Origin of the sequence: Streptomyces sp. NPDC101191, assembly GCF_044767915.1 — a bacterium.
Taxonomy (GTDB): Bacteria; Actinomycetota; Actinomycetes; order Streptomycetales; family Streptomycetaceae; genus Streptomyces.
Genome location: NZ_JBIWOU010000008.1, coordinates 304,670 through 322,159 on the forward strand (window position 1 = coordinate 304,670; position 17,490 = coordinate 322,159).

The 17,490-nt window shown below is 71.6% G+C and carries 15 protein-coding genes; 3 read left to right on the forward strand and 12 right to left on the reverse strand.

The annotated features are described in order from the left end of the window. Positions 1 to 114 precede the first annotated feature (114 nt). From ACIRQF_RS29655 to ACIRQF_RS29665, 3 genes are all read right to left on the reverse strand, one after another. Positions 115 to 747, reverse strand: coding sequence for a hypothetical protein (locus tag ACIRQF_RS29655; protein ID WP_404096542.1), 633 nt, complete (start codon positions 745 to 747; stop codon positions 115 to 117). Between the two features lie 129 nt (positions 748 to 876). Next, positions 877 to 1,587, reverse strand: coding sequence for a ribonuclease HII (locus ACIRQF_RS29660; RefSeq protein ID WP_404096544.1), 711 nt, complete (start codon positions 1,585 to 1,587; stop codon positions 877 to 879). A gap of 116 nt (positions 1,588 to 1,703) precedes the next feature. After that, positions 1,704 to 2,321, reverse strand: coding sequence for a TetR/AcrR family transcriptional regulator (locus tag ACIRQF_RS29665; protein WP_376628607.1), 618 nt, complete (start codon positions 2,319 to 2,321; stop codon positions 1,704 to 1,706). Positions 2,322 to 2,455: 134 nt separating this feature from the next. Here ACIRQF_RS29665 and ACIRQF_RS29670 point away from each other — a divergent pair, with 134 nt between their 5' ends. Beyond that, positions 2,456 to 4,009, forward strand: coding sequence for an MFS transporter (locus tag ACIRQF_RS29670; RefSeq protein WP_404096546.1), 1,554 nt, complete (start codon positions 2,456 to 2,458; stop codon positions 4,007 to 4,009). Between the two features lie 89 nt (positions 4,010 to 4,098). On the opposite strand, the gene ACIRQF_RS29675 is transcribed toward ACIRQF_RS29670, so the two are convergent. The 4 genes from ACIRQF_RS29675 to ACIRQF_RS29690 form a co-directional block, all read right to left on the reverse strand. After that, the gene (locus ACIRQF_RS29675; RefSeq protein WP_404096549.1) at positions 4,099 to 6,045 is read right to left on the reverse strand and encodes a DUF4153 domain-containing protein; all 1,947 of its coding nucleotides are present in this window, start codon (positions 6,043 to 6,045) and stop codon (positions 4,099 to 4,101) included. A 242-nt stretch (positions 6,046 to 6,287) separates the two neighbouring features. Further along, a complete protein-coding gene (locus tag ACIRQF_RS29680) occupies positions 6,288 to 7,202 on the reverse strand; it encodes an ADP-ribosylglycohydrolase family protein (protein WP_376628601.1) in 915 nt (304 codons plus the stop codon). Between the two features lie 12 nt (positions 7,203 to 7,214). Continuing rightward, on the reverse strand, positions 7,215 to 7,874 hold the full coding sequence (locus ACIRQF_RS29685) for a histidine phosphatase family protein (protein ID WP_376628599.1): 660 nt from the start codon (positions 7,872 to 7,874) through the stop codon (positions 7,215 to 7,217). Between the two features lie 33 nt (positions 7,875 to 7,907). Then, positions 7,908 to 9,518: an ABC-F family ATP-binding cassette domain-containing protein gene (locus ACIRQF_RS29690; RefSeq protein ID WP_376628597.1), complete on the reverse strand. Its 1,611-nt coding sequence runs from the start codon at positions 9,516 to 9,518 to the stop codon at positions 7,908 to 7,910. Positions 9,519 to 9,617: 99 nt separating this feature from the next. On the opposite strand from ACIRQF_RS29690, the gene ACIRQF_RS29695 reads away from it, so the two are divergent. Further along, positions 9,618 to 10,301: a TetR/AcrR family transcriptional regulator C-terminal ligand-binding domain-containing protein gene (locus tag ACIRQF_RS29695; protein ID WP_404096552.1), complete on the forward strand. Its 684-nt coding sequence runs from the start codon at positions 9,618 to 9,620 to the stop codon at positions 10,299 to 10,301. A 229-nt stretch (positions 10,302 to 10,530) separates the two neighbouring features. Here ACIRQF_RS29695 and ACIRQF_RS29700 read toward each other — a convergent pair whose 3' ends face one another. Next, positions 10,531 to 11,136, reverse strand: coding sequence for a YdbC family protein (locus ACIRQF_RS29700; protein WP_376628593.1), 606 nt, complete (start codon positions 11,134 to 11,136; stop codon positions 10,531 to 10,533). A gap of 32 nt (positions 11,137 to 11,168) precedes the next feature. Then, positions 11,169 to 12,014, reverse strand: a complete 846-nt coding sequence (locus ACIRQF_RS29705; RefSeq protein ID WP_404096554.1) for an arylamine N-acetyltransferase — start codon at positions 12,012 to 12,014, stop codon at positions 11,169 to 11,171. A 60-nt stretch (positions 12,015 to 12,074) separates the two neighbouring features. Here ACIRQF_RS29705 and ACIRQF_RS29710 point away from each other — a divergent pair, with 60 nt between their 5' ends. Then, positions 12,075 to 12,605 (forward strand): TerD family protein, encoded by a 531-nt coding sequence (locus ACIRQF_RS29710; protein WP_404096556.1) that lies wholly within the window; start codon positions 12,075 to 12,077, stop codon positions 12,603 to 12,605. Positions 12,606 to 12,654: 49 nt separating this feature from the next. Here the strand turns inward: ACIRQF_RS29710 and ACIRQF_RS29715 are convergent, their stop codons facing one another. The 3 genes from ACIRQF_RS29715 to nrdR all read right to left on the reverse strand — a co-directional run bounded on the left by ACIRQF_RS29715 (position 12,655) and on the right by nrdR (position 17,081). Continuing rightward, positions 12,655 to 13,341, reverse strand: coding sequence for a DUF6215 domain-containing protein (locus tag ACIRQF_RS29715; protein ID WP_404096559.1), 687 nt, complete (start codon positions 13,339 to 13,341; stop codon positions 12,655 to 12,657). Between the two features lie 156 nt (positions 13,342 to 13,497). Further along, a complete protein-coding gene (locus ACIRQF_RS29720) occupies positions 13,498 to 16,392 on the reverse strand; it encodes a vitamin B12-dependent ribonucleotide reductase (RefSeq protein ID WP_404096562.1) in 2,895 nt (964 codons plus the stop codon). A gap of 179 nt (positions 16,393 to 16,571) precedes the next feature. Continuing rightward, positions 16,572 to 17,081, reverse strand: a complete 510-nt coding sequence (gene nrdR, locus ACIRQF_RS29725; RefSeq protein ID WP_376628584.1) for a transcriptional regulator NrdR — start codon at positions 17,079 to 17,081, stop codon at positions 16,572 to 16,574. Between the last annotated feature and the right edge of the window lie 409 nt (positions 17,082 to 17,490).

Sequence of the window (17,490 nt, forward strand, 5' to 3'; positions counted from 1 at the left end):
CGGGCAGGAACTCCCGCCGTTGCCACGCGCCGGAGGGGGATCGCCCGGGCGGTCGTCCCGCCTTGGAGGTCCGCCCGGCCGCCCGTCGGGCGGCCGGGGTGGGGGCGGATGTGGTCAGACGCGGGCGCCGAGCACGGAATCGACGCGCTCCTGGTCACCGCAGACGATCAGCAGGGCACTCGCCCGCTCCCTCGCCTCCGGCAGTCGGCGCGCGACGTCCTCGTCGGAGCCGCCGTTGACCGCGACGACCACCACGGGGCGGACGGCGGCCCGGGCCACGGCGGAGGCGTCCGCGAAGAACACGTCCTCGCGGGCGTCCTGCTGAGCCCAGTAGGCGTCCTCGCCGAAGGACAGCTCGTGCGCCGCCCACGGGTGCTGGTCACCGGTGGTCAGCACGAGGACGTCGCCGGGCGCACGGCCGGACTCCAGGAGCAGGTCCACGGCCTCCTCGGCGGCGTCGATCGCGCCGTCGACGGGGGCGGGGATCACCTGGATCTGCGGTCCGGTCCCCAGGTCGGAACGATTCTCCGCCCGGGGGGCGGGGACCGGTCCGGCGGCAGCGGGCGGGCGCGGCACCGGCGGTGCGGGCCTGGCCGGACCGGGGCCCGGACGTCCGGGACGCGGAGAGGCCGCGGAACGCGGGCCGGGTACGGGTCGAGGGGTCGGCACGGGGCGGCCGGCGGCCGCGGTCGCGCGGGGACCCTGGGCACTCTCGTGAATCTGAGGCTCCTCGGGGATGAGAGGCATGGGTGGATGTCTATCAAACGCCGTCGCACGGGGCTCCGGCGGGTGGGCACACAGGTGTGCCCCGGCTGCTGAAAGGGGCTCTGCCGGAGGGTTCCCAGGAGGAACACCGGAGAATCCAGGAGCCGGAAGTCAGAAGTCGAAGCCGAGCTGGCCCCCGCTTTCCAGTGCGGCCGCCTCGGCGGAGACGCGGACCTTCTTGAGATGCCGCCAGCGCGGCATCGCGTCGAGGTACGCCCAGGAGAGCCGGTGGTACGCGGTGGGTCCCAGTCCCTCGAGCGCCGCCTTGTGGACCGGCGAAGGGTAGCCCGCGTTGGCCGCGAAGCCGTAAGCGGCACATCCCTCCGCCTCGGCCTCCAGCTCGGCCATCAGGTTGTCGCGCCGGACCTTGGCGATCACGGAGGCCGCGGCGACGGAGACGCAGGACTGGTCGCCCTTGATCACCGTGCGGACCTGCCAGGGGCTGCCCAGGTAGTCGTGCTTGCCGTCGAGGATCACGGCGTCGGGACGGACCGGCAGAGCCTCCAGGGCTCGGACCGCGGCCAGTCGCAGCGCGGCGGTCATCCCGAGCTCGTCTATCTCGGCGGGCGAGGCGTCGCCCAGCCCGTACGCCGTGACCCACTGCTCGAGTTCCGCGGCGAGCGTCGTGCGGCGCTTGGGGGTGATCAGCTTGGAATCGGTGAGCCCGGCGGGCGGGCGGCGCAGGCCGGTGACGGCGGCGCAGACCGTGACGGGACCGGCCCATGCCCCGCGTCCGACCTCGTCGATCCCAGCGATGATCTTGGCGCCGGTGGTGGCTCGGATCGAGCGCTCGACACTGTGGGTGGGTGGTTCGTACGGCATGGCGTCCTCAGGTTACGCCGCCGGGAGCCCCGCCCGGTACCCGGATTCCCTCTGGTGATCCGTTACGGGCCGAAACGCGCTGCGCGTCCCGGCCCGCCCGGCCGCCCGGCAAACCCTCAGCGCCGTAGCAGGGGCACCATGACCAGATCGATCATCTCGGCGATCTCGGCGTCGCTCCATTCGCTTCCGCACACCTTGGCCCGGTACATCATCATCGCCGGCATCACGTCGTAGACCGCCTCGTGGGCCGCGTCCTCGCGCACCTCACCCCGGGCGATGCCGCGCTGCACCACGGCACGCAGCAGTCGCTGCGAGGGTTCGATCACTCCGGTGCGGATCAGTTCGTGGAAGCGCTCGGCGGACGCGTGGTCGCATTCGTGAAGGACGGCCCGCAGGGCGTAGCCGGGCTTCGAGTACATCGCGGCCCGCACCCTGCGGCACAGCTGGTACAGGTCCTCGCGCACACCGCCGTGGTCCGGCGTCTCGTCGAGGGTGGGGAGCGCCGTCCCGAGCGCGTCCGCGACCAGATCTTCCTTGGACGGCCACCGGCGGTACACCGCGGCCTTGCCGGTCTGTGCGCCGACGGCGACACCCTCCATGGTCAGACCGTTCCAGCCGACAGTGCTGAGCTGCTCGAGAGCGGCTTCCAGAATGGCGCGTTCCAGTACCGGACCGCGCCGCCGCGGTGCCGCCCCGTGCGGCCGAGCGGCGGCCTCGGAGTGCGAAGTACCCATCAGAACCTCTCTGTTGAGAACGAACACGGCGTCCGGCGGTGCTCAGTGAACGGTTGCGTTCCCTGAGGGGGAGTCACTACCGTGGACGACAGTGAACGAGTGCGTTCACTAAATTCTTCCGTGGGGGATGCACAGTGACAACATCGCCGGTGGACATCCAGGCCGATCCGGGCACCGCCCGGTATCCGAATCGGCCGGGAATCGCCCTCGCCGTCATCGCCGCCTGTCAGTTGATGGTCGTCCTTGACGCCACGATCGTGAACATCGCGCTGCCGCACATCCAGGAGGCGCTCTCCTTCTCGACCACCGACCTGTCGTGGGTCCTCAGCGCGTACACCCTGACCTTCGGCGGCCTGCTGCTGCTCGGCGGCCGGGCGGGCGACATCCTCGGGCGCCGCCGGGTGTTCCTGACCGGCATCCTGCTCTTCACCCTCGCCTCCCTGCTGGGCGGCTTCGCGCAGGAGCCGTGGCAACTCCTGGCCGCACGCGCCCTCCAGGGCGCCGGCGGCGCGATCGCCTCGCCGACCTCGCTCGCCCTGATCACCACGACGTTCCCCGAAGGCCCCGAGCGCAACCGTGCGTTCGGCGTCTTCGCGGCGGTCTCGGCAGGTGGCGGCGCGATAGGCCTGCTCGCGGGCGGCATGCTCACCGAATGGCTCGACTGGCGCTGGGTGTTCTTCGTGAACGTTCCGATCGGCCTGCTCATCGCCTTCCTGACGCCGCGCTTCATCAACGAGTCCGAGCGTCACCCGGGCCGCTTCGACCTCGCCGGCGCCCTGTCCTCCACGCTCGGCATGGCCGCCCTGGTCTACGGCTTCATCCGCGCCTCGGAGGAGGGCTGGAAGGACTCGCTGACCATCGGGTCGTTCATCGCCGCGGTGATCCTGCTCGCGGCCTTCGCCGTCGTCGAGTCCCGGGCCCGCGAACCCATCACGCCGCTGCGGATGTTCGCCGACCGCAACCGCTCCGGCACGTACGTGATCATGCTCAGCCTGGCCGCCGCCATGTTCGGCATGTTCTTCTTCATCGTCCTGTTCGTACAGAACGTGCTCGGCTACACGCCGATCCGTGCCGGACTCGCCTTCCTGCCGGTCACGCTCGCCATCGGGGTCGGCGCGGGGCTCGCCCAGCGGCTGCTGCCCGTCCTCGGCCCGAAGCCGTTCATGGTGACGGGAGCGGCGCTCACCGGGACCGGCCTGTTCTGGCTGACCTTCATCGAGCGGGACAGCTCCTACCTGAGCGGCGTGCTGGGTCCGATGGTCACCTTCGGCTTCGGCATGGGCCTCAACTTCGTGACGCTCACTCTGACCGCGGTCTCGGGAGTCGCCCAGCACGAGGCCGGCGCCGCTTCGGGCCTGCTCAACGCCACCCAGCAGGTGGGCGGTTCGCTCGGCCTGTCGATCCTGGTCACGGTCTTCGGCACGGCCAGCCGGAACGAGGGGGAGCGTCAGGTTCCGGACTTCCTCGCCCATGCGACCCCGGAGCAGAAGGCGGCGTTCCTCAAGGAGAAGCAACTTCCGGCTCCCTGGTCCCACGACGTGCTGACGGCCGGCATCTCCAGCGCGTTCACCGCCGCCGTCGCGATGGCGCTGATCGCGCTCGTCACCGCCGTGACGGTGATCCGGGTCCGCAAGAGTGACCTGGAGGCCCTCAGCGGCAAGGCGGAGGCCGCCGGTCCGGTCGCCTGACATCCGACGTCCCGGCCCACAACAGACGGCGTGCCTTCCTCCCGTACGGGGAGGGAGGCACGCCGTCTGTTGTACGAGGCCCTGGGGCATCAGGGAGCGTACGGATCCGCGTCCGGGTCGTAATCCTCGTCGCGGGTGGCTCCGCCGCACGAGGCCGCACCGCTCGTACCCCGCTCGGCCAGGATGTCCCTGGCCCGGGCCTCGGACAGGCTGGTCTCGTACCAGCTCTTCTCCCGGGCGTTCTCGAGCTGCTCGGCGATGTCCCGGAGGGCGCAGGAGCGCAGGGGCTCGGGCAGACGGTCGAGCGCCGGTACGGCGTCGGCGGAGAGGCCCCGCAGATAGCGGACGTCGATCTTGTCGAGCCGCTCGTAACGCTGGACGTTCTGCTCGGCGATGACGGCGTCGGGGCGGATCACGCCGAAGGCGAGCACGAAACCGGCCGCGCTGACCGCGAGGGCGCGGGGCAGCATCCGGGCACCCCAGATGCCGGCGGCCATGATGAGCAGGATCGCCGCGCCGAGCCAGATCTCCATGGCGGCGACGGAGATCCGCAGCCGGGTGAGCCCGTACGCGTCCACGTACAGGTCCATCCTGCGCAGCGCCGAGGCGACCACGACCAGGGTGAGGACGCAGAGGGTGCCGAGCACGGCCCGGACCAGCCGCCGGTCGCCGGCGCCGTCGCGCGGCGCCCAGCGCAGCGCGAGGCCGATCACGACGAGGGTGAGCAGGGTGGCCCACAGCAGCTGCCAGAAGCCCTGGCGCGCGTACTCGGCGTAGGTGAGGCCGGTCTCGCTGAGGACCTTGTCGTAGCCGCCGAAGAGCACCGCGAGCTGGATCGAGTTGAAGGCCGCGAAGAGCAGGTTCAGAACGATCAGGGGGAGCGCCCACTCGAACCGCCCGCGGGCCCGGCCCGGGTTGAAGGTCATCCTGTCCCAGCGCAGCGGGGCCGCTCCGGTGCGGGCGACCGCGAGGGCGCCGAACAGGCCGAGGATGAAGCACAGCACCCGCCAGGGCGCCTGTTCCAGCGAGATGTCCGGCATGAGCGAGCCGAGCAGGTCGGCGAAGGCCGCGTCCGCCCCGGCGAACAGGGCGCCGAAGACGACCAGGAGGCCGAGGGCGATCAGGACGGTGCGCAGCACCGGCACCCAGCGGCCCTGCGAGCCGCTCGCGCGCTCGCGCACGCCGCGCCATGTCCACAGCATGCCGGTGCCGACGGAGTCGAAGAGGCCGATCGGTCCGAACAGCATGCTCGGCCAGCTGCGGCCGCCGTGCAGGGCGAAGCCGGTGAGCCCCAGGGCGGCGACGATCGCGAGGAAGGTCGGCCAGCCCGCGTCGCTCAGCGCGGGTACGACCAGCAGGGCCGCACCGCCGATCGCCCAGACCAGCGTCCAGGGGCGCAGCCGGCGGCCGGCCGTGCGGGCGGCGAGGGCACCGGCGAAGGTCGCGGGCACGGCCACGAGCAGCAGGTTCACGCCCGCGCCCGCACCGATGAAGAGAGCGGCGAACAGCGCGGTGGCCACGATCGCCCACAGCGTCGCGACGGTCGGGCGGGCGGGCTCCGCGGGCCGCAGCTTGCTGGGTGGCGGCTTCCGCGGCTGGCCCCAGGCCTGGTAGGGCGGATAAGCCCCCGGCCCGTACGGCCCGGGTACGGGTCCCCCCGGTACGGGCCGGCCGGGTACGGGTCCCCCGTATGCGGGCCGACCGCCTGCGGGGCCGGCCTGCACGGCAGCGGCCGGTACCGCGGTTGCGGCTGGTACTGCGGAAGCGGCCGCAGCGGCGGCCGCTGCGGGAGCGGGCTGACCGGCGGCCGGGGGCAGGGCGTCAGCCGACGGCGCCGCGGGCGAGGCAGACGCGGCGACCTGCCGGCTCGGCTCCGGTGTCGGCGCGGTGGCCTTGTCGCTCCCGGTACTGCTCGCTGCGTCGCGCGCAGCGGCCTTCCGGGGCCCGGCGCCGTCCTGCGGCTCCGGGCTGTCCTTCGGCTGCTCGGCGGACGGTGGACTGTCCTTCGGCGGTTCTGCGGACGGTGTGTCGGTCACGGGACCCCCTCCCCGCCCGGTCCGCGCGGTCCTGCGGCGGAAGGCGGCGGTCCCGGGTGTCTCGTCGGCACGCTGTTGTCATGATCAGCGCTGCGGAGTGGCCGACTCTAATTGCGGGAGGTCCAGGTGAACCGGCCCGACCGCAGCTGTGGCAGGACCGTGACACTCGGGCCGCCCCGGCCGCGGCCGGTCGCGGGGCCGACGCGACACACGAAGGCGCACGCGGACGGCCCCGACGGCACTTAGGAACGGACCCCCTCGGGCATCCAGTCGGGAAGTCCCTCGGTCTGCTCCAGCCACGCGGCCGGCGGGGCGCCCGCCGCACCGGCGGCGGCCACGACGCCACCGGCGATAGCGCACGTGGTGTCCACGTCACCGCCCACACCCGCGGTGGTCCAGAACACCCGCTCGAAGTCGCCGAGAGCCCGGGCCGCCGACCACAGCGCGAACGGCACGGTGTCGTGCGCGCTCGTACGCCGGCCGCTGCCCAGGACCGCCGCGACCGTCCCGGCGTCGCCGTAGTCGAGCATGTCGCGGGCCCGGCGCAGCCCGGCCCCGACCGCGCTGCGCGGCACCAGCGCGACGACTCCGTCGAGCAGCGCCTCGGGCGTGGGCGGACCGGCCGGGTCCGCGGCGAGCGCGGCCGCGGCGGCGACCGCCATCGCCCCGACCACGGCCTCGCGGTGTTGGTGGGTGATGTAGGCCGAGATCTCGGCCTGGTGGGTCGCCTGTTCGGGGTCGTCGGCGTACCAGGCGCCGAGGGGCGCGATCCGCATGGCGGCGCCGTTGCCCCACGAGCCCTGCCCGTTGAAGAGCCCGGCCGCGAGCTGCCGCCAGTCCCCTCCCTCGCGGATGAGCCGGAGCATCCGGTTGACGGCGGGGCCGTAGCCGCGGTCGAAGTCGTGGTGGCGGGCGAAGGACTCGGCGAGCGCGTCCTGGTCGATCCGGCCGTGGGCGACCAGCACGGCGAGGACCGAGCAGGCCATCTCCGTGTCGTCGGTCCACTGCCAGGGACCGGTCGGCGGCTCGCGCCGCTTCAGCAGGGGGTAGTTGGCGGGAACGAAGTACTGGGAGCCCAGGGCGTCTCCCACAGCCAGTCCGCGCAGGCTGGCCAGGGCGCGGTCGAAGCGCCGGTCGAGAGAGGAGTCAGCGGTCATCGCCGTGCCACTCTATCCGGTGGGGCCGTACGGTTCCGGTGTACGCCAGCGTTCGAAGGGCCGGTCGAGCCGGTACTTCCCGTCCTCCCCCAGCAGCAGGATCCGGGTCTCCGCGTTGCCGGGGTTGGACAGGGACTCGAATTCGGCGACCGACCAGTGGAACCAGCGCATGCAGAACAGGCGCATGGTCAGCCCGTGCGTGACGAGCAGGACGTTGGGCGGGTGGTCGGGCGCCTCGAAGCTCCGGTAGAGGCTCTCCAGGAAGGCCCCGACCCGGTCGTACACGTCGGCCCCGGACTCACCCTGGGCGAAGCGGTAGAAGAAGTGCCCGTAGGCGTCCCGGTACACCTTCTGGAGGCGCACGTCCTCCCGCTCCTGCCAGTTTCCCCAGTCCTGCTCGCGCAGCCGGGGCTCCTCCCTGACCCGGGCGCGACGGGGGTCGAGCCGGAACGCGCGCAGTGTCTCGTGGGTGCGGCGGTACGGCGAGACGTAGACGCTGACCCGCTCCTCCCCGAACAGCTCCCGCAGCCGCTCCCCCGTCTCCTCCGCCTGTCGCCATCCTGTCGCGGTGAGCCTCAGCGCATGGTCGGGCTCCCGCTCGTACACGGTGTCATCGACATTGCCTTCGGACTCTCCGTGCCGTACGAGAACGATGCGCCGCGGTCGTGCCATGCGACGACCCTAGACGGCCCTCGGCCGGACGGCTCAGTCGAGCAGGCGTCCGGAGTCCATCCGGCGTATGCGGCCGGTGAACCTGCGACGCAGCTCGCGGTCGTGGGAGACGACGACCACGGCCCCCTCCCACCGCTCCAGGGCCTGCTCCAGCTCCTCGACCAGCCCCAGGGCCAGGTGGTTCGCGGGCTCGTCGAGGAGCAGCAGGTCGGCCGGACGGGAAAGCAGCCTGGCGAGCGCGAGCCTGCGGCGCTGCCCGGCAGAGAGGACGCCGACCGGCACGGTCAGGTCGGCGGGCCGGAACAGTCCGTACGAGAGGAGCAGTTCGGCCTGCTCGTCGTCGGTGAGGGCGAGACCGCGCCCGAAGGCCGCGAGCAGCCGCTCGGCGGGGCGCTCGGCCGGTATCTCCTGGGCGAGGAATCCGATCCTTCCGCGCCGCACGACCTGTCCGGCGTCCGGCTCGACGAGCCCTGTCATGACGCGGAGCAGCGTGGACTTGCCGGCGCCGTTGGCGCCATGGACGAGCAGCCGCTCGCCCGCGTGGACGGTCAGCGCGTCGACGGCGAGGCGGTCGGCGACCCGTACGCCGTTCAGCGTGATCAGTTCGCCCGCGGCGCGTCCCACGGCGGGGCGTGCGGTGAAGGCGAGCGGCCGGGGCGGCTCGGGCACGGCTTCCTCCCGGAGCCGGCGCAGCCGTTCCCGGGCGTTGCGCACGCGCCCGGACACCGAGGCCTGCACGCGGCCGGCGGCGCGGTCGTAGGCCATCTTGTTGTTGTCCTTGATGGCCCGTCCGGCGGCGACGCCGTGAGCGGTCGTCCGCGTGTACTCCTCCAGCCGCGCCGTCTCGGCACGCCACTCCTCGTGGGCCTGCTCCCAGCGCCGGCGGGCGGCTGCCCGCTCGGCGCGGAAGCCGGCGTACCCGTCGCCGTAGCGCACGAGCGTGCGACGGTCGGCGTCGACCTCGAGGATCGCGGTGGCCACCCGCTCCAGGAAGACCCGGTCGTGGGAGACGGCCACGACCGTGCCGCGGTGAGCGAGAAGGGCACCCTCCAGCCAGTCGAGAGCCCGCGCGTCGAGGTGGTTGGTCGGCTCGTCCAGGAAGAGCACCTCGGGTGCGGCGGCGAGCGTGCAGGCGATGCCGAGGCGGGCCTGCTCGCCGCCGGAGAGACTGCCGAGCCGTCGCTCACGTCGTATGTGGGCCAGCCCGAGTCCGTGCATCGACTTGTCGACGCGCGCGTCCGCCTCGTATCCGCCCCGTAATGCGAAGGCGGTCAGCAGTTCCCCGTACTCGTGGAGGGCGCACTCGCCCCCCGTGGCGAGCTCCGGCTCCAGATCGCGCAGGCGTCGCTCCATCGCCCGCAGTTCGGCGAGCGCGGCGTCGATCGCCTCGGCGACGGTGGCGCGCGCGGGCAGCTCGGGTGTCTGGGCGAGCAGCCGCGCGCCGCCCTCGGCCACGGCGACGGCCTCGCCGGAGTCGGGTGTGTCGAGTCCCGCGAGTACGCGCAGAAGGGTGGACTTGCCCGCGCCGTTCTCGCCCACGATCCCTATCCGCTCGCCGGGGCGCACGGTGAGCGAGACCTGATCGAGCAGCAGGCGTTCGCCGCGGGTCACGGTCACGTCGTGAAGTGAGATCTGCGTGGGCAAGGGGCGCCTCCAAGGGGCCACAGGGAACGACTAACGCAACAGGTGTCGCGTTACGTCGAGTGTGGCACACTCTTTCCACTAACGCAACGGGAGTAGCAATTGAACGAGTCGCAGCGCGTGTCGGCCGAGGCACCGACCGCCCCCGCTCCCGGCAGCCGGCGCCCCGGCGGCCGGACCGCCCGTACCCGCGCCGCCGTCCGCGACGCCGTCCTGACGGGCCTGGCCGAGCACGGCTATCCGGCACTCACCGTCGAGTACGTCGCGGAGCACTCAGGGGTCCACAAGACGACGCTCTACCGGCGGTGGGGCGGGGTCGAGGGGATGGTCGCGGACGCGCTCGCGCTCGCGGGCGAGGACGAGTGGACGGCCCCGGACACGGGGAGCCTCGCCGGCGATCTACGCACGCTCGCCCACGAGGTGGTCGACGCCTTCGCGGATCCGGGACAGGCCGCGGCGCCGACGGCGTTCGTGGCCGCCGCGTTCCAGTCCGCGGAGGCCGCCGCATCCCTGCGGGCGTTCTACGAGGAGCGCTTTCGGCGCTGCGAGAGCGTCGTCGACCGGGCCGTGACGCGGGGCGAGGCACCGGCCGACACGGACGCGGGCGCGGTGGTGCGCGCCGTCTCGGCGCCGCTCTTCCTCCGCCTGTTCGTCACGCGGGAGCCGGTCGACACCGCCGTAGCTGACCAGGCGGCGCGGAGTGTTCTGGCCGCAGTGGAGGCGGGCGCGTTCACCCGGGAGAACACCGCGCCGGCGGCCGAAGCCTCGAACGCCGCGCCCGCCTGACCACCGGCCGGAGTTCCGCCTCCCCGGACAACAGGGCGGAGGCCCGCCCGAAGCACAGCCATCCGGAGCGAAGTCGTCCGAAGCCCAGCCATCCGGGGCAAAGTCGTCCGGAGCGCAGTCACCCGGACCACAGGGCGGATCGCCCGCCCGAAGCCCAGCCATCCGGAGCACAGCCGCCCGAAGCGTGCGTCGCCGGCGGTCGCAGCCGTCCGAAGGCGATCCCCGTCCCTCACACCGTCCACGTCGGTTCGAGCTGCACCACGTCGCCCGTCATCGCCGCCACGTCCGCCTCGGTCTGCGCCCGCAGGCCGAGGCGCTCCACCCGTTCCACCCGGTACTTGCCGTGCTCCGCCGCCGAGTTCCACATCGACAGGACCAGGAACTCGTGCCCGGGCGCATCGCCGAACATGCCCCGCAGCATCCCGGGGGACCCGGCCATCGCCGGGTTCCACACCTTCTCCTGCATCAGGGCGAAGTGCTCGACGCGCTCCTCGTGCACCCGGCAGTGCGCGACCCGGGCCACGTCGGCGTCGGCGAAGCGCGGCTCGAAGCCGGTCTTCACGTCGAAGCGATGGTCGAAGAGCCTGACCTGGAGATCTCGGTGCGTGCCGACCTGTGCGGCGGCGAGCCGGTCGTGCGACCGCGCCATGAACGAGTCGTAGAACGCCCGGCTCTCCCAGAACGCGAAGACGTGGGCGACATCCGGCCGCCGCCGGCTCCATCCCCCACCCTGTCCCCGGAATCCCGGCTCTCCGAGCAGCCCCGCCCACTTCCGCTGCCCCCGCTCGAACCCTCGACGGTCCACCACGGTGCAGCGAATCCACTTGACCAGCACCGCGCCATCGTACGGGGCGGAGCGACACGCCGTCAGACCTCGCCGGAGTGCACCCGGAGCAGACCCCCGACCTCCTCGTCGTCCAGTTCGATTCCGAAGATCTCGGCGAGGGTCCCGGCCAACTCGGCCGGACCCACACGTCGTTCCTCCGGTCCCCGGTCGACGCGTGTCGAGCTCAGGCAGTCGCGGACCAGCGCCCTGCGTATCTCGGCGCCGGGCAGGTGGGCCACCACCTGCCCGAGAAAGCGCGAGCGGGGGTGGCTCGAGCTGTAGTGGTTCATGAGCTCGAAGTCGACGGGGTACAGGGCGTGCGGCGCGAAGGAGTACAGATCGGTCCACCCCTCCGGGCGAAGCGTGCGCAGCACGTGGACGCCCTCCGCCTCGCTGCCGACGCCGAAGACCCAGCCGTCCTGCTCGACGCGCGCGCCGTCGGTGAGCGGCACCGGCTCCAGCGGTCCCTGCCACCCGAAGCCGGCGTCCGCCAGCCACTGCTCGCCGTCGACCGTGACGACGAGCAGCGCGTGGGTGATCGGTGTCAGCGCATCCCCGCGCGTACGGTTCCGGGCGCCGCGCCCCGCCACCTGGAAGCCGATCCGCTCCAGGGCGGCTGCGAGCAGGCCGTTCTGCTCGTAGCAGTAGCCACCACGCCGTCGGCCGACCAGCTTGGCCTCAAGGTCCTTGACGTCGAGGGAGATCCGGCGCCCCAGCGCCACGTCGAGGTTCTCGAAGGGGATCGCTTCCACGTGCGCCCGGTGCAGGGCGCGCAGCGTCGCGAGGTCGGGCGTGAGGCCCCCCGAATACCCGATCCGCGCCAGATATGCGTCCAGATCCAGCTCTTCCCCGCCCCACATCCCGCGGCCCCCCTCTTCCGATGACATGTTGATCACATGACACCATGAACGGATCGTCAGGAACCGCGCAGAGAGAGGGGATTCACGATGAGCGGACTCAACAAGGGGGTCGGCAAGGTCGAGGTGGCGCTCAAGTGGGACCCCAGTCCGGCCGGCGCGCCCGCGCACGACCTGGACATCGTCGCGGGGGTCTACACGGAGGACGCCCCGTACGGTGCGCCGGACTACCTCGTGCACTTCGACAGCCGCTCCCCCGACGGCACCATCACCCTGCACCGGGACAGCCGCACGGGCCAGGGTTTCGGCTACGACGAGGCGATGACCCTGGAGCTCACGCGGCTCGCGCCGCGGTACGCGCGCGTGGTGGTGGGCCTCGCGATACAGCAGGGCGGCGGGCGGCTCACCTTCGGCCAGGTGGCCGGGCTGGGCGTCCGGGTCCGTGAGGGCTACACGGACCTCCTGGACGACGACCTGTCGTCCCTGGCGGACGCGACCGCGGCGACGGCCGCCGAGTTCGTACGCGACGGCGCGGAGGGCTGGACGTTCCGCCCCTTCCTCCACGGATTCGACACGGATCCGGGCGACTTCGGCGCCGTGATGGGCGCACGGCGCACCTGAGGGCTGCACCGAGGAGGGGCCGGCATCAAGGGGCCGCCCCCCTTCGTGTTCAGCGTCCCGCCCAGCCCGGGACCGTCGGCAGTACGCTCTCGGCGATCCGCAGCAGCGCCGTGTCGTCGGGCATGGCCTGGTCGGTGCGCCAGATGACGATCTCGTAGGACCCGCCGCCGTCCTTGGCGTCCTTGGCGACCAGCAGATGGCGGGCGATGCCGCCGGTGCGGGTCTCGGCCTTGCCCCCGCCACCGAGCGGCACGGCGAACGCGATGGTGCGGTCGGAGTAGAAGACGGCTTGGCGCCCCAGAACCTTCGTGGGCTCCGCCGTGTTCCCCAGGAGGCGGCCGAGTCGGGCGACGGGCAGTTTGTCGTAGGAGACCGCGAGCTTCACCTCGTACGTCTGCAGGGTCACGTTCCCCTCGGGCGAGGGGCTCCTGTCGTCCCTGTCGGTCCAGCCGTCGCTGCCCCAGGCCGTGCGTGCCTGATCGCCGGGCGTGCCGAGCAGGGCGGGAAGATCCGGACGGTTCAGCACCTCGCACAGCCGCGTCCCGGAGACGTACGGCGCCGGCATGGTCCCCGTCGCCGCCGTGCAGACGGCCGGCCGCTCCGCGGCGCTGCTCTCCGCCGAGTTCTTGGCCATGTACCAGAAGCCACCGGCCAGCATGCCGCCCAGGATCAGCGCGGTCGCCACCTGAGCGCCCACGTTCGGACGGTCGGCCGCCCCGGCCCCGTCACCAGCCATGATTCCCCCCTGCTGTCCGCGCTCGTCGCGCGCCGCAGAGCCTAACCGGTGATCGTTTCCCGGCGCACCGAGCGGTCGGTCAGGAGCGGACCGCGGACGCGGAAGAGGGCGCCGGCTCGTGGCCGGCGCCCTCATCTCATGCGCTGTTCAGGACGGTCAGCTGCAACCGCTGGTCGAGCCGCAGCCCTCGCAGATGTAGCAGGAGCCGGCGCGCTGCATCTTCGTACCGCAGGAGAAGCAGAGCGGGGCGTCCGCGCTGATGCCGAGCTGCATCTCGACGAGCTCCGCGGAGGTGTGGGCCTGCTTCGGGGCCGGGACCTCGACCTTCACCGGGGCGGCGACCGCCTTCAGCTCCTGGGTGCGCGGGGCGGACTGGGCCAGCCCCTCGACGTCGACGTCGACGTCCTCGACGGACTGCTCGTACGAGCCGGTCTCCAGGTGGCGCTGGCGCTCCTCGGCGGAGTGGATGCCGAGCGCGGAGCGGGTCTCGAACGGCAGGAAGTCGAGCGCCAGGCGGCGGAAGATGTAGTCGACGATCGACTGCGCCATCCGCACGTCCGGGTCGTCCGTCATGCCGGCCGGCTCGAAGCGCATGTTCGTGAACTTCGAGACGTAGGTCTCGAGCGGCACGCCGTACTGCAGGCCGACGGAGACGGCGATGGAGAAGGCGTCCATCATGCCGGCGAGCGTCGAACCCTGCTTGGACATCTTCAGGAAGACCTCGCCGAGACCGTCGTCCGGGTAGGAGTTGGCGGTCATGTAGCCCTCGGCGCCACCGACGGTGAAGGAGGTGGTGATCCCCGGGCGGCCCTTCGGGAGGCGCTTGCGGACCGGGCGGTACTCGACGACCTTCTCGACGGCCTCGCGGATCGTCGCCTCGGTCTTCGCGGTCACCTCGGCCTTCTCGTCCTCCTTCTTCTTGGCGGAGAGCGGCTGGCCGACCTTGCAGTTGTCGCGGTAGATCGCGAGCGCCTTGACGCCCAGCTTCCACGCCTCGAAGTAGATCTCCTCGACCTCCTCGACGGTCGCCGTCTCCGGCATGTTGACCGTCTTGGACAGGGCGCCCGAGATCCAGGGCTGGATGGCGGCCATCATGCGGACGTGGCCCATCGCGGAGATGGAGCGCTCGCCCATGGCGCAGTCGAAGACCTCGTAGTGCTCGGTCTTGAGGCCGGGGGCGTCGATCACGTTGCCGTTCTCGGCGATGTGGGCGACGATCGCCTCGATCTGCTCCTCCTGGTAGCCCAGGCGGCGCAGGGCCTGCGGCACGGTGCCGTTGACGATCTGCATCGAGCCGCCGCCGACCAGCTTCTTGAACTTGACCAGGGCGAGGTCGGGCTCGAGGCCGGTGGTGTCGCAGGACATCGCGAGACCGATGGTGCCGGTCGGGGCGATGACCGAGGCCTGGGCGTTGCGGAAGCCGTTCTTCGCGCCGAGGCGGACGACGTCCTGCCAGGCCTCCGTGGCGGCGGCCCAGATCGGGGTGTCCAGGTCGTCCATGCGGACGGCCTTGCCGTTGGCGTCGGCGTGCTGCTTCATGACGCGCTGGTGCGGCTCGGCGTTGCGGGCGTAGCCGTCGTAGGCGCCGACGACCGCGGCGAGCTCGGCGGAGCGCTTGTACGAGGTGCCGGTCATCAGGGAGGTGATGGCGCCGGCGAGGGCGCGGCCGCCGTCGGAGTCGTACGCGTGGCCGGTCGCCATCAGCAGGGCGCCGAGGTTCGCGTAGCCGATGCCGAGCTGGCGGAAGGCGCGGGTGTTCTCGCCGATCTTCTCGGTGGGGAAGTCGGCGAAGCAGATGGAGATGTCCATCGCGGTGATGACGAGCTCGACGACCTGGGCGAAGCGCTCGACGTCGAAGGACTGGTTGCCCTTGCCGTCGTCCTTGAGGAACTTCATCAGGTTCAGCGAGGCGAGGTTGCAGGACGTGTTGTCCAGGTGCATGTACTCGCTGCACGGGTTCGAGCCGTTGATGCGGCCGGACTCGGGGCAGGTGTGCCAGTGGTTGATCGTGTCGTCGTACTGGATGCCCGGGTCGGCGCAGGCCCACGCGGCCTCGGCCATCTTGCGGAAGAGCGACTTGGCGTCGACCTCCTCGATGACCTCGCCGGTCATACGGGCGCGCAGGCCGAACGAGCCGCCGGCCTCGACCGCCTTCATGAACTCGTCGTTCACGCGGACGGAGTTGTTGGCGTTCTGGTACTGGACGGACGTGATGTCGTCGCCGCCCAGGTCCATGTCGAAGCCCGCGTCACGGAGGGCGCGGATCTTCTCCTCCTCCTTGACCTTGGTCTCGATGAAGTCCTCGATGTCCGGGTGGTCGACGTCGAGGATGACCATCTTGGCGGCGCGGCGGGTGGCACCGCCCGACTTGATCGTTCCCGCGGAGGCGTCGGCACCGCGCATGAAGGAGACCGGGCCGGAGGCGTTGCCGCCGGAGGAGAGCAGCTCCTTGGAGGAGCGGATGCGGGAGAGGTTCAGGCCGGCGCCGGAGCCACCCTTGAAGATCATGCCCTCTTCCTTGTACCAGTCGAGGATCGACTCCATGGAGTCGTCGACGGACAGGATGAAGCAGGCGGAGACCTGCTGGGGCTGCGGCGTGCCGACGTTGAACCACACCGGGGAGTTGAAGCTGAAGATCTGGTGCAGGAGGGCGTACGCCAGCTCGTGCTCGAAGATCTCGGCGTCGGCGGGCGAGGCGAAGTAGCCGTAGTCCTCGCCGGCCTTCGTGTAGGTCTTCACGATCCGGTCGATGAGTTGCTTGAGACCGGTCTCGCGCTGCGGGGTGCCGACGGCCCCGCGGAAGTACTTGCTGGTGACGATGTTGACCGCGTTCACCGACCAGAAGTCGGGGAACTCGACGCCGCGCTGCTCGAAGTTGATCGAGCCGTCGCGCCAGTTGGTCATGACGACGTCACGGCGCTCCCAGTTCACCTCGTCGTACGGATGCACGCCGGGGGTGGTGTGGATGCGCTCGATACGCAGGCCCTTGCTCGCCGCCTTGGCTCCCTTGGTGCGGGAACCACGTGCCGGACCGCTCGCCGTCTCTGTCATGCCGCCTCCCATATACGGGCAAAACACACTGGAGCGCCAGGAAAATTCCAGGGCTCCGTTTTCTGTACTGACGTCTGTAGTGCTCTTGCCACGAACGCCTCACGGATCGCTCGGGGCAGGTCTTCTGGGGGCCGCGGGGCGGCCCCGGTCGCCGGACCTCCGGGGTCCGGCCCGCCGGTCTAGTCGGCGGCGGTGGCGGGAACGGGGACCCCGGGGGTCGCTCCGGTCCCCCCGTCCTCAGCAGGAGGCCGCTCACGGAGTTCCGCGATGGCGGCCTCGAAGTCTTCGAGGCTGTCGAAAGCCTTGTAAACGGACGCGAATCGCAGGTAGGCGACGAGGTCGAGTTCCTGCAGCGGGCCGAGGATGGCCAGCCCCACGTCGTGGGTGGTCAGCTCGGCGCTCCCGGTGGCGCGCACCGCCTCCTCGACCCGCTGGCCGAGCTTGGCGAGGGCGTCCTCGGTGACGGGCCGCCCCTGGCATGCCTTGCGGACGCCGGAGATGACCTTGGTGCGGCTGAAGGGTTCGGTGACCCCGGACCGCTTGACCACCATGAGCGAGCACGTCTCGACCGTCGTGAAACGACGGGAGCACTCGGGACACTGGCGGCGGCGGCGGATGGACGTCCCGTCGTCGGTGGTGCGACTGTCGACGACACGGCTGTCGGGGTGCCTGCAGAAGGGGCAGTGCATGTGGTTCCGACCCTCCCTCACGGCACGACTGAATAGCCTCGCCAGGCCCGTCAGGGCCCCTCGAAGCGACCACCAGCATAGGCGATCCGAGCACCCCGGGCAGACCGGGGACCACTACTTGTGGGTGGCAGCTGACATGCAACCACTAGATCTTGGGTTGGTGCGCAATTTCGCCCCATGCGCGTGTCGCACGCACCGAGGGCGTTCCGAGGCGTCCGCGACCGGCCACGAGGGTACGGGAAGGGCGCGGCGGCACCGATTCCGGGGTGGCCGGTGCCACACTGAGGGGAGCACCCTCGGCCCGGCGCCCGACCGATCCGCCCCGGCGGCGAAGGCTACCGTAATGACCGATTTGAGACGGCGACGGGTCTGCCCATACACCCACACGCATACACGCGTAAGGCGAACT

What these genes read in the sequence shown, in the direction of transcription:
- ACIRQF_RS29665 (WP_376628607.1), bottom strand. Translation starts at nt 2,321, where the DNA reads ATGGGTACTTCGCACTCCGAGGCCGCCGCTCGGCCGCACGGGGCGGCA.
- ACIRQF_RS29660 (WP_404096544.1), bottom strand. Translation starts at nt 1,587, where the DNA reads ATGCCGTACGAACCACCCACCCACAGTGTCGAGCGCTCGATCCGAGCC.
- ACIRQF_RS29710 (WP_404096556.1), top strand. Translation starts at nt 12,075, where the DNA reads ATGAGCGGACTCAACAAGGGGGTCGGCAAGGTCGAGGTGGCGCTCAAG.
- ACIRQF_RS29720 (WP_404096562.1), bottom strand. Translation starts at nt 16,392, where the DNA reads ATGACAGAGACGGCGAGCGGTCCGGCACGTGGTTCCCGCACCAAGGGA.
- ACIRQF_RS29680 (WP_376628601.1), bottom strand. Translation starts at nt 7,202, where the DNA reads ATGACCGCTGACTCCTCTCTCGACCGGCGCTTCGACCGCGCCCTGGCC.
- ACIRQF_RS29705 (WP_404096554.1), bottom strand. Translation starts at nt 12,014, where the DNA reads ATGTCATCGGAAGAGGGGGGCCGCGGGATGTGGGGCGGGGAAGAGCTG.
- ACIRQF_RS29655 (WP_404096542.1), bottom strand. Translation starts at nt 747, where the DNA reads ATGCCTCTCATCCCCGAGGAGCCTCAGATTCACGAGAGTGCCCAGGGT.
- ACIRQF_RS29715 (WP_404096559.1), bottom strand. Translation starts at nt 13,341, where the DNA reads ATGGCTGGTGACGGGGCCGGGGCGGCCGACCGTCCGAACGTGGGCGCT.
- ACIRQF_RS29685 (WP_376628599.1), bottom strand. Translation starts at nt 7,874, where the DNA reads ATGGCACGACCGCGGCGCATCGTTCTCGTACGGCACGGAGAGTCCGAA.
- nrdR (WP_376628584.1), bottom strand. Translation starts at nt 17,081, where the DNA reads ATGCACTGCCCCTTCTGCAGGCACCCCGACAGCCGTGTCGTCGACAGT.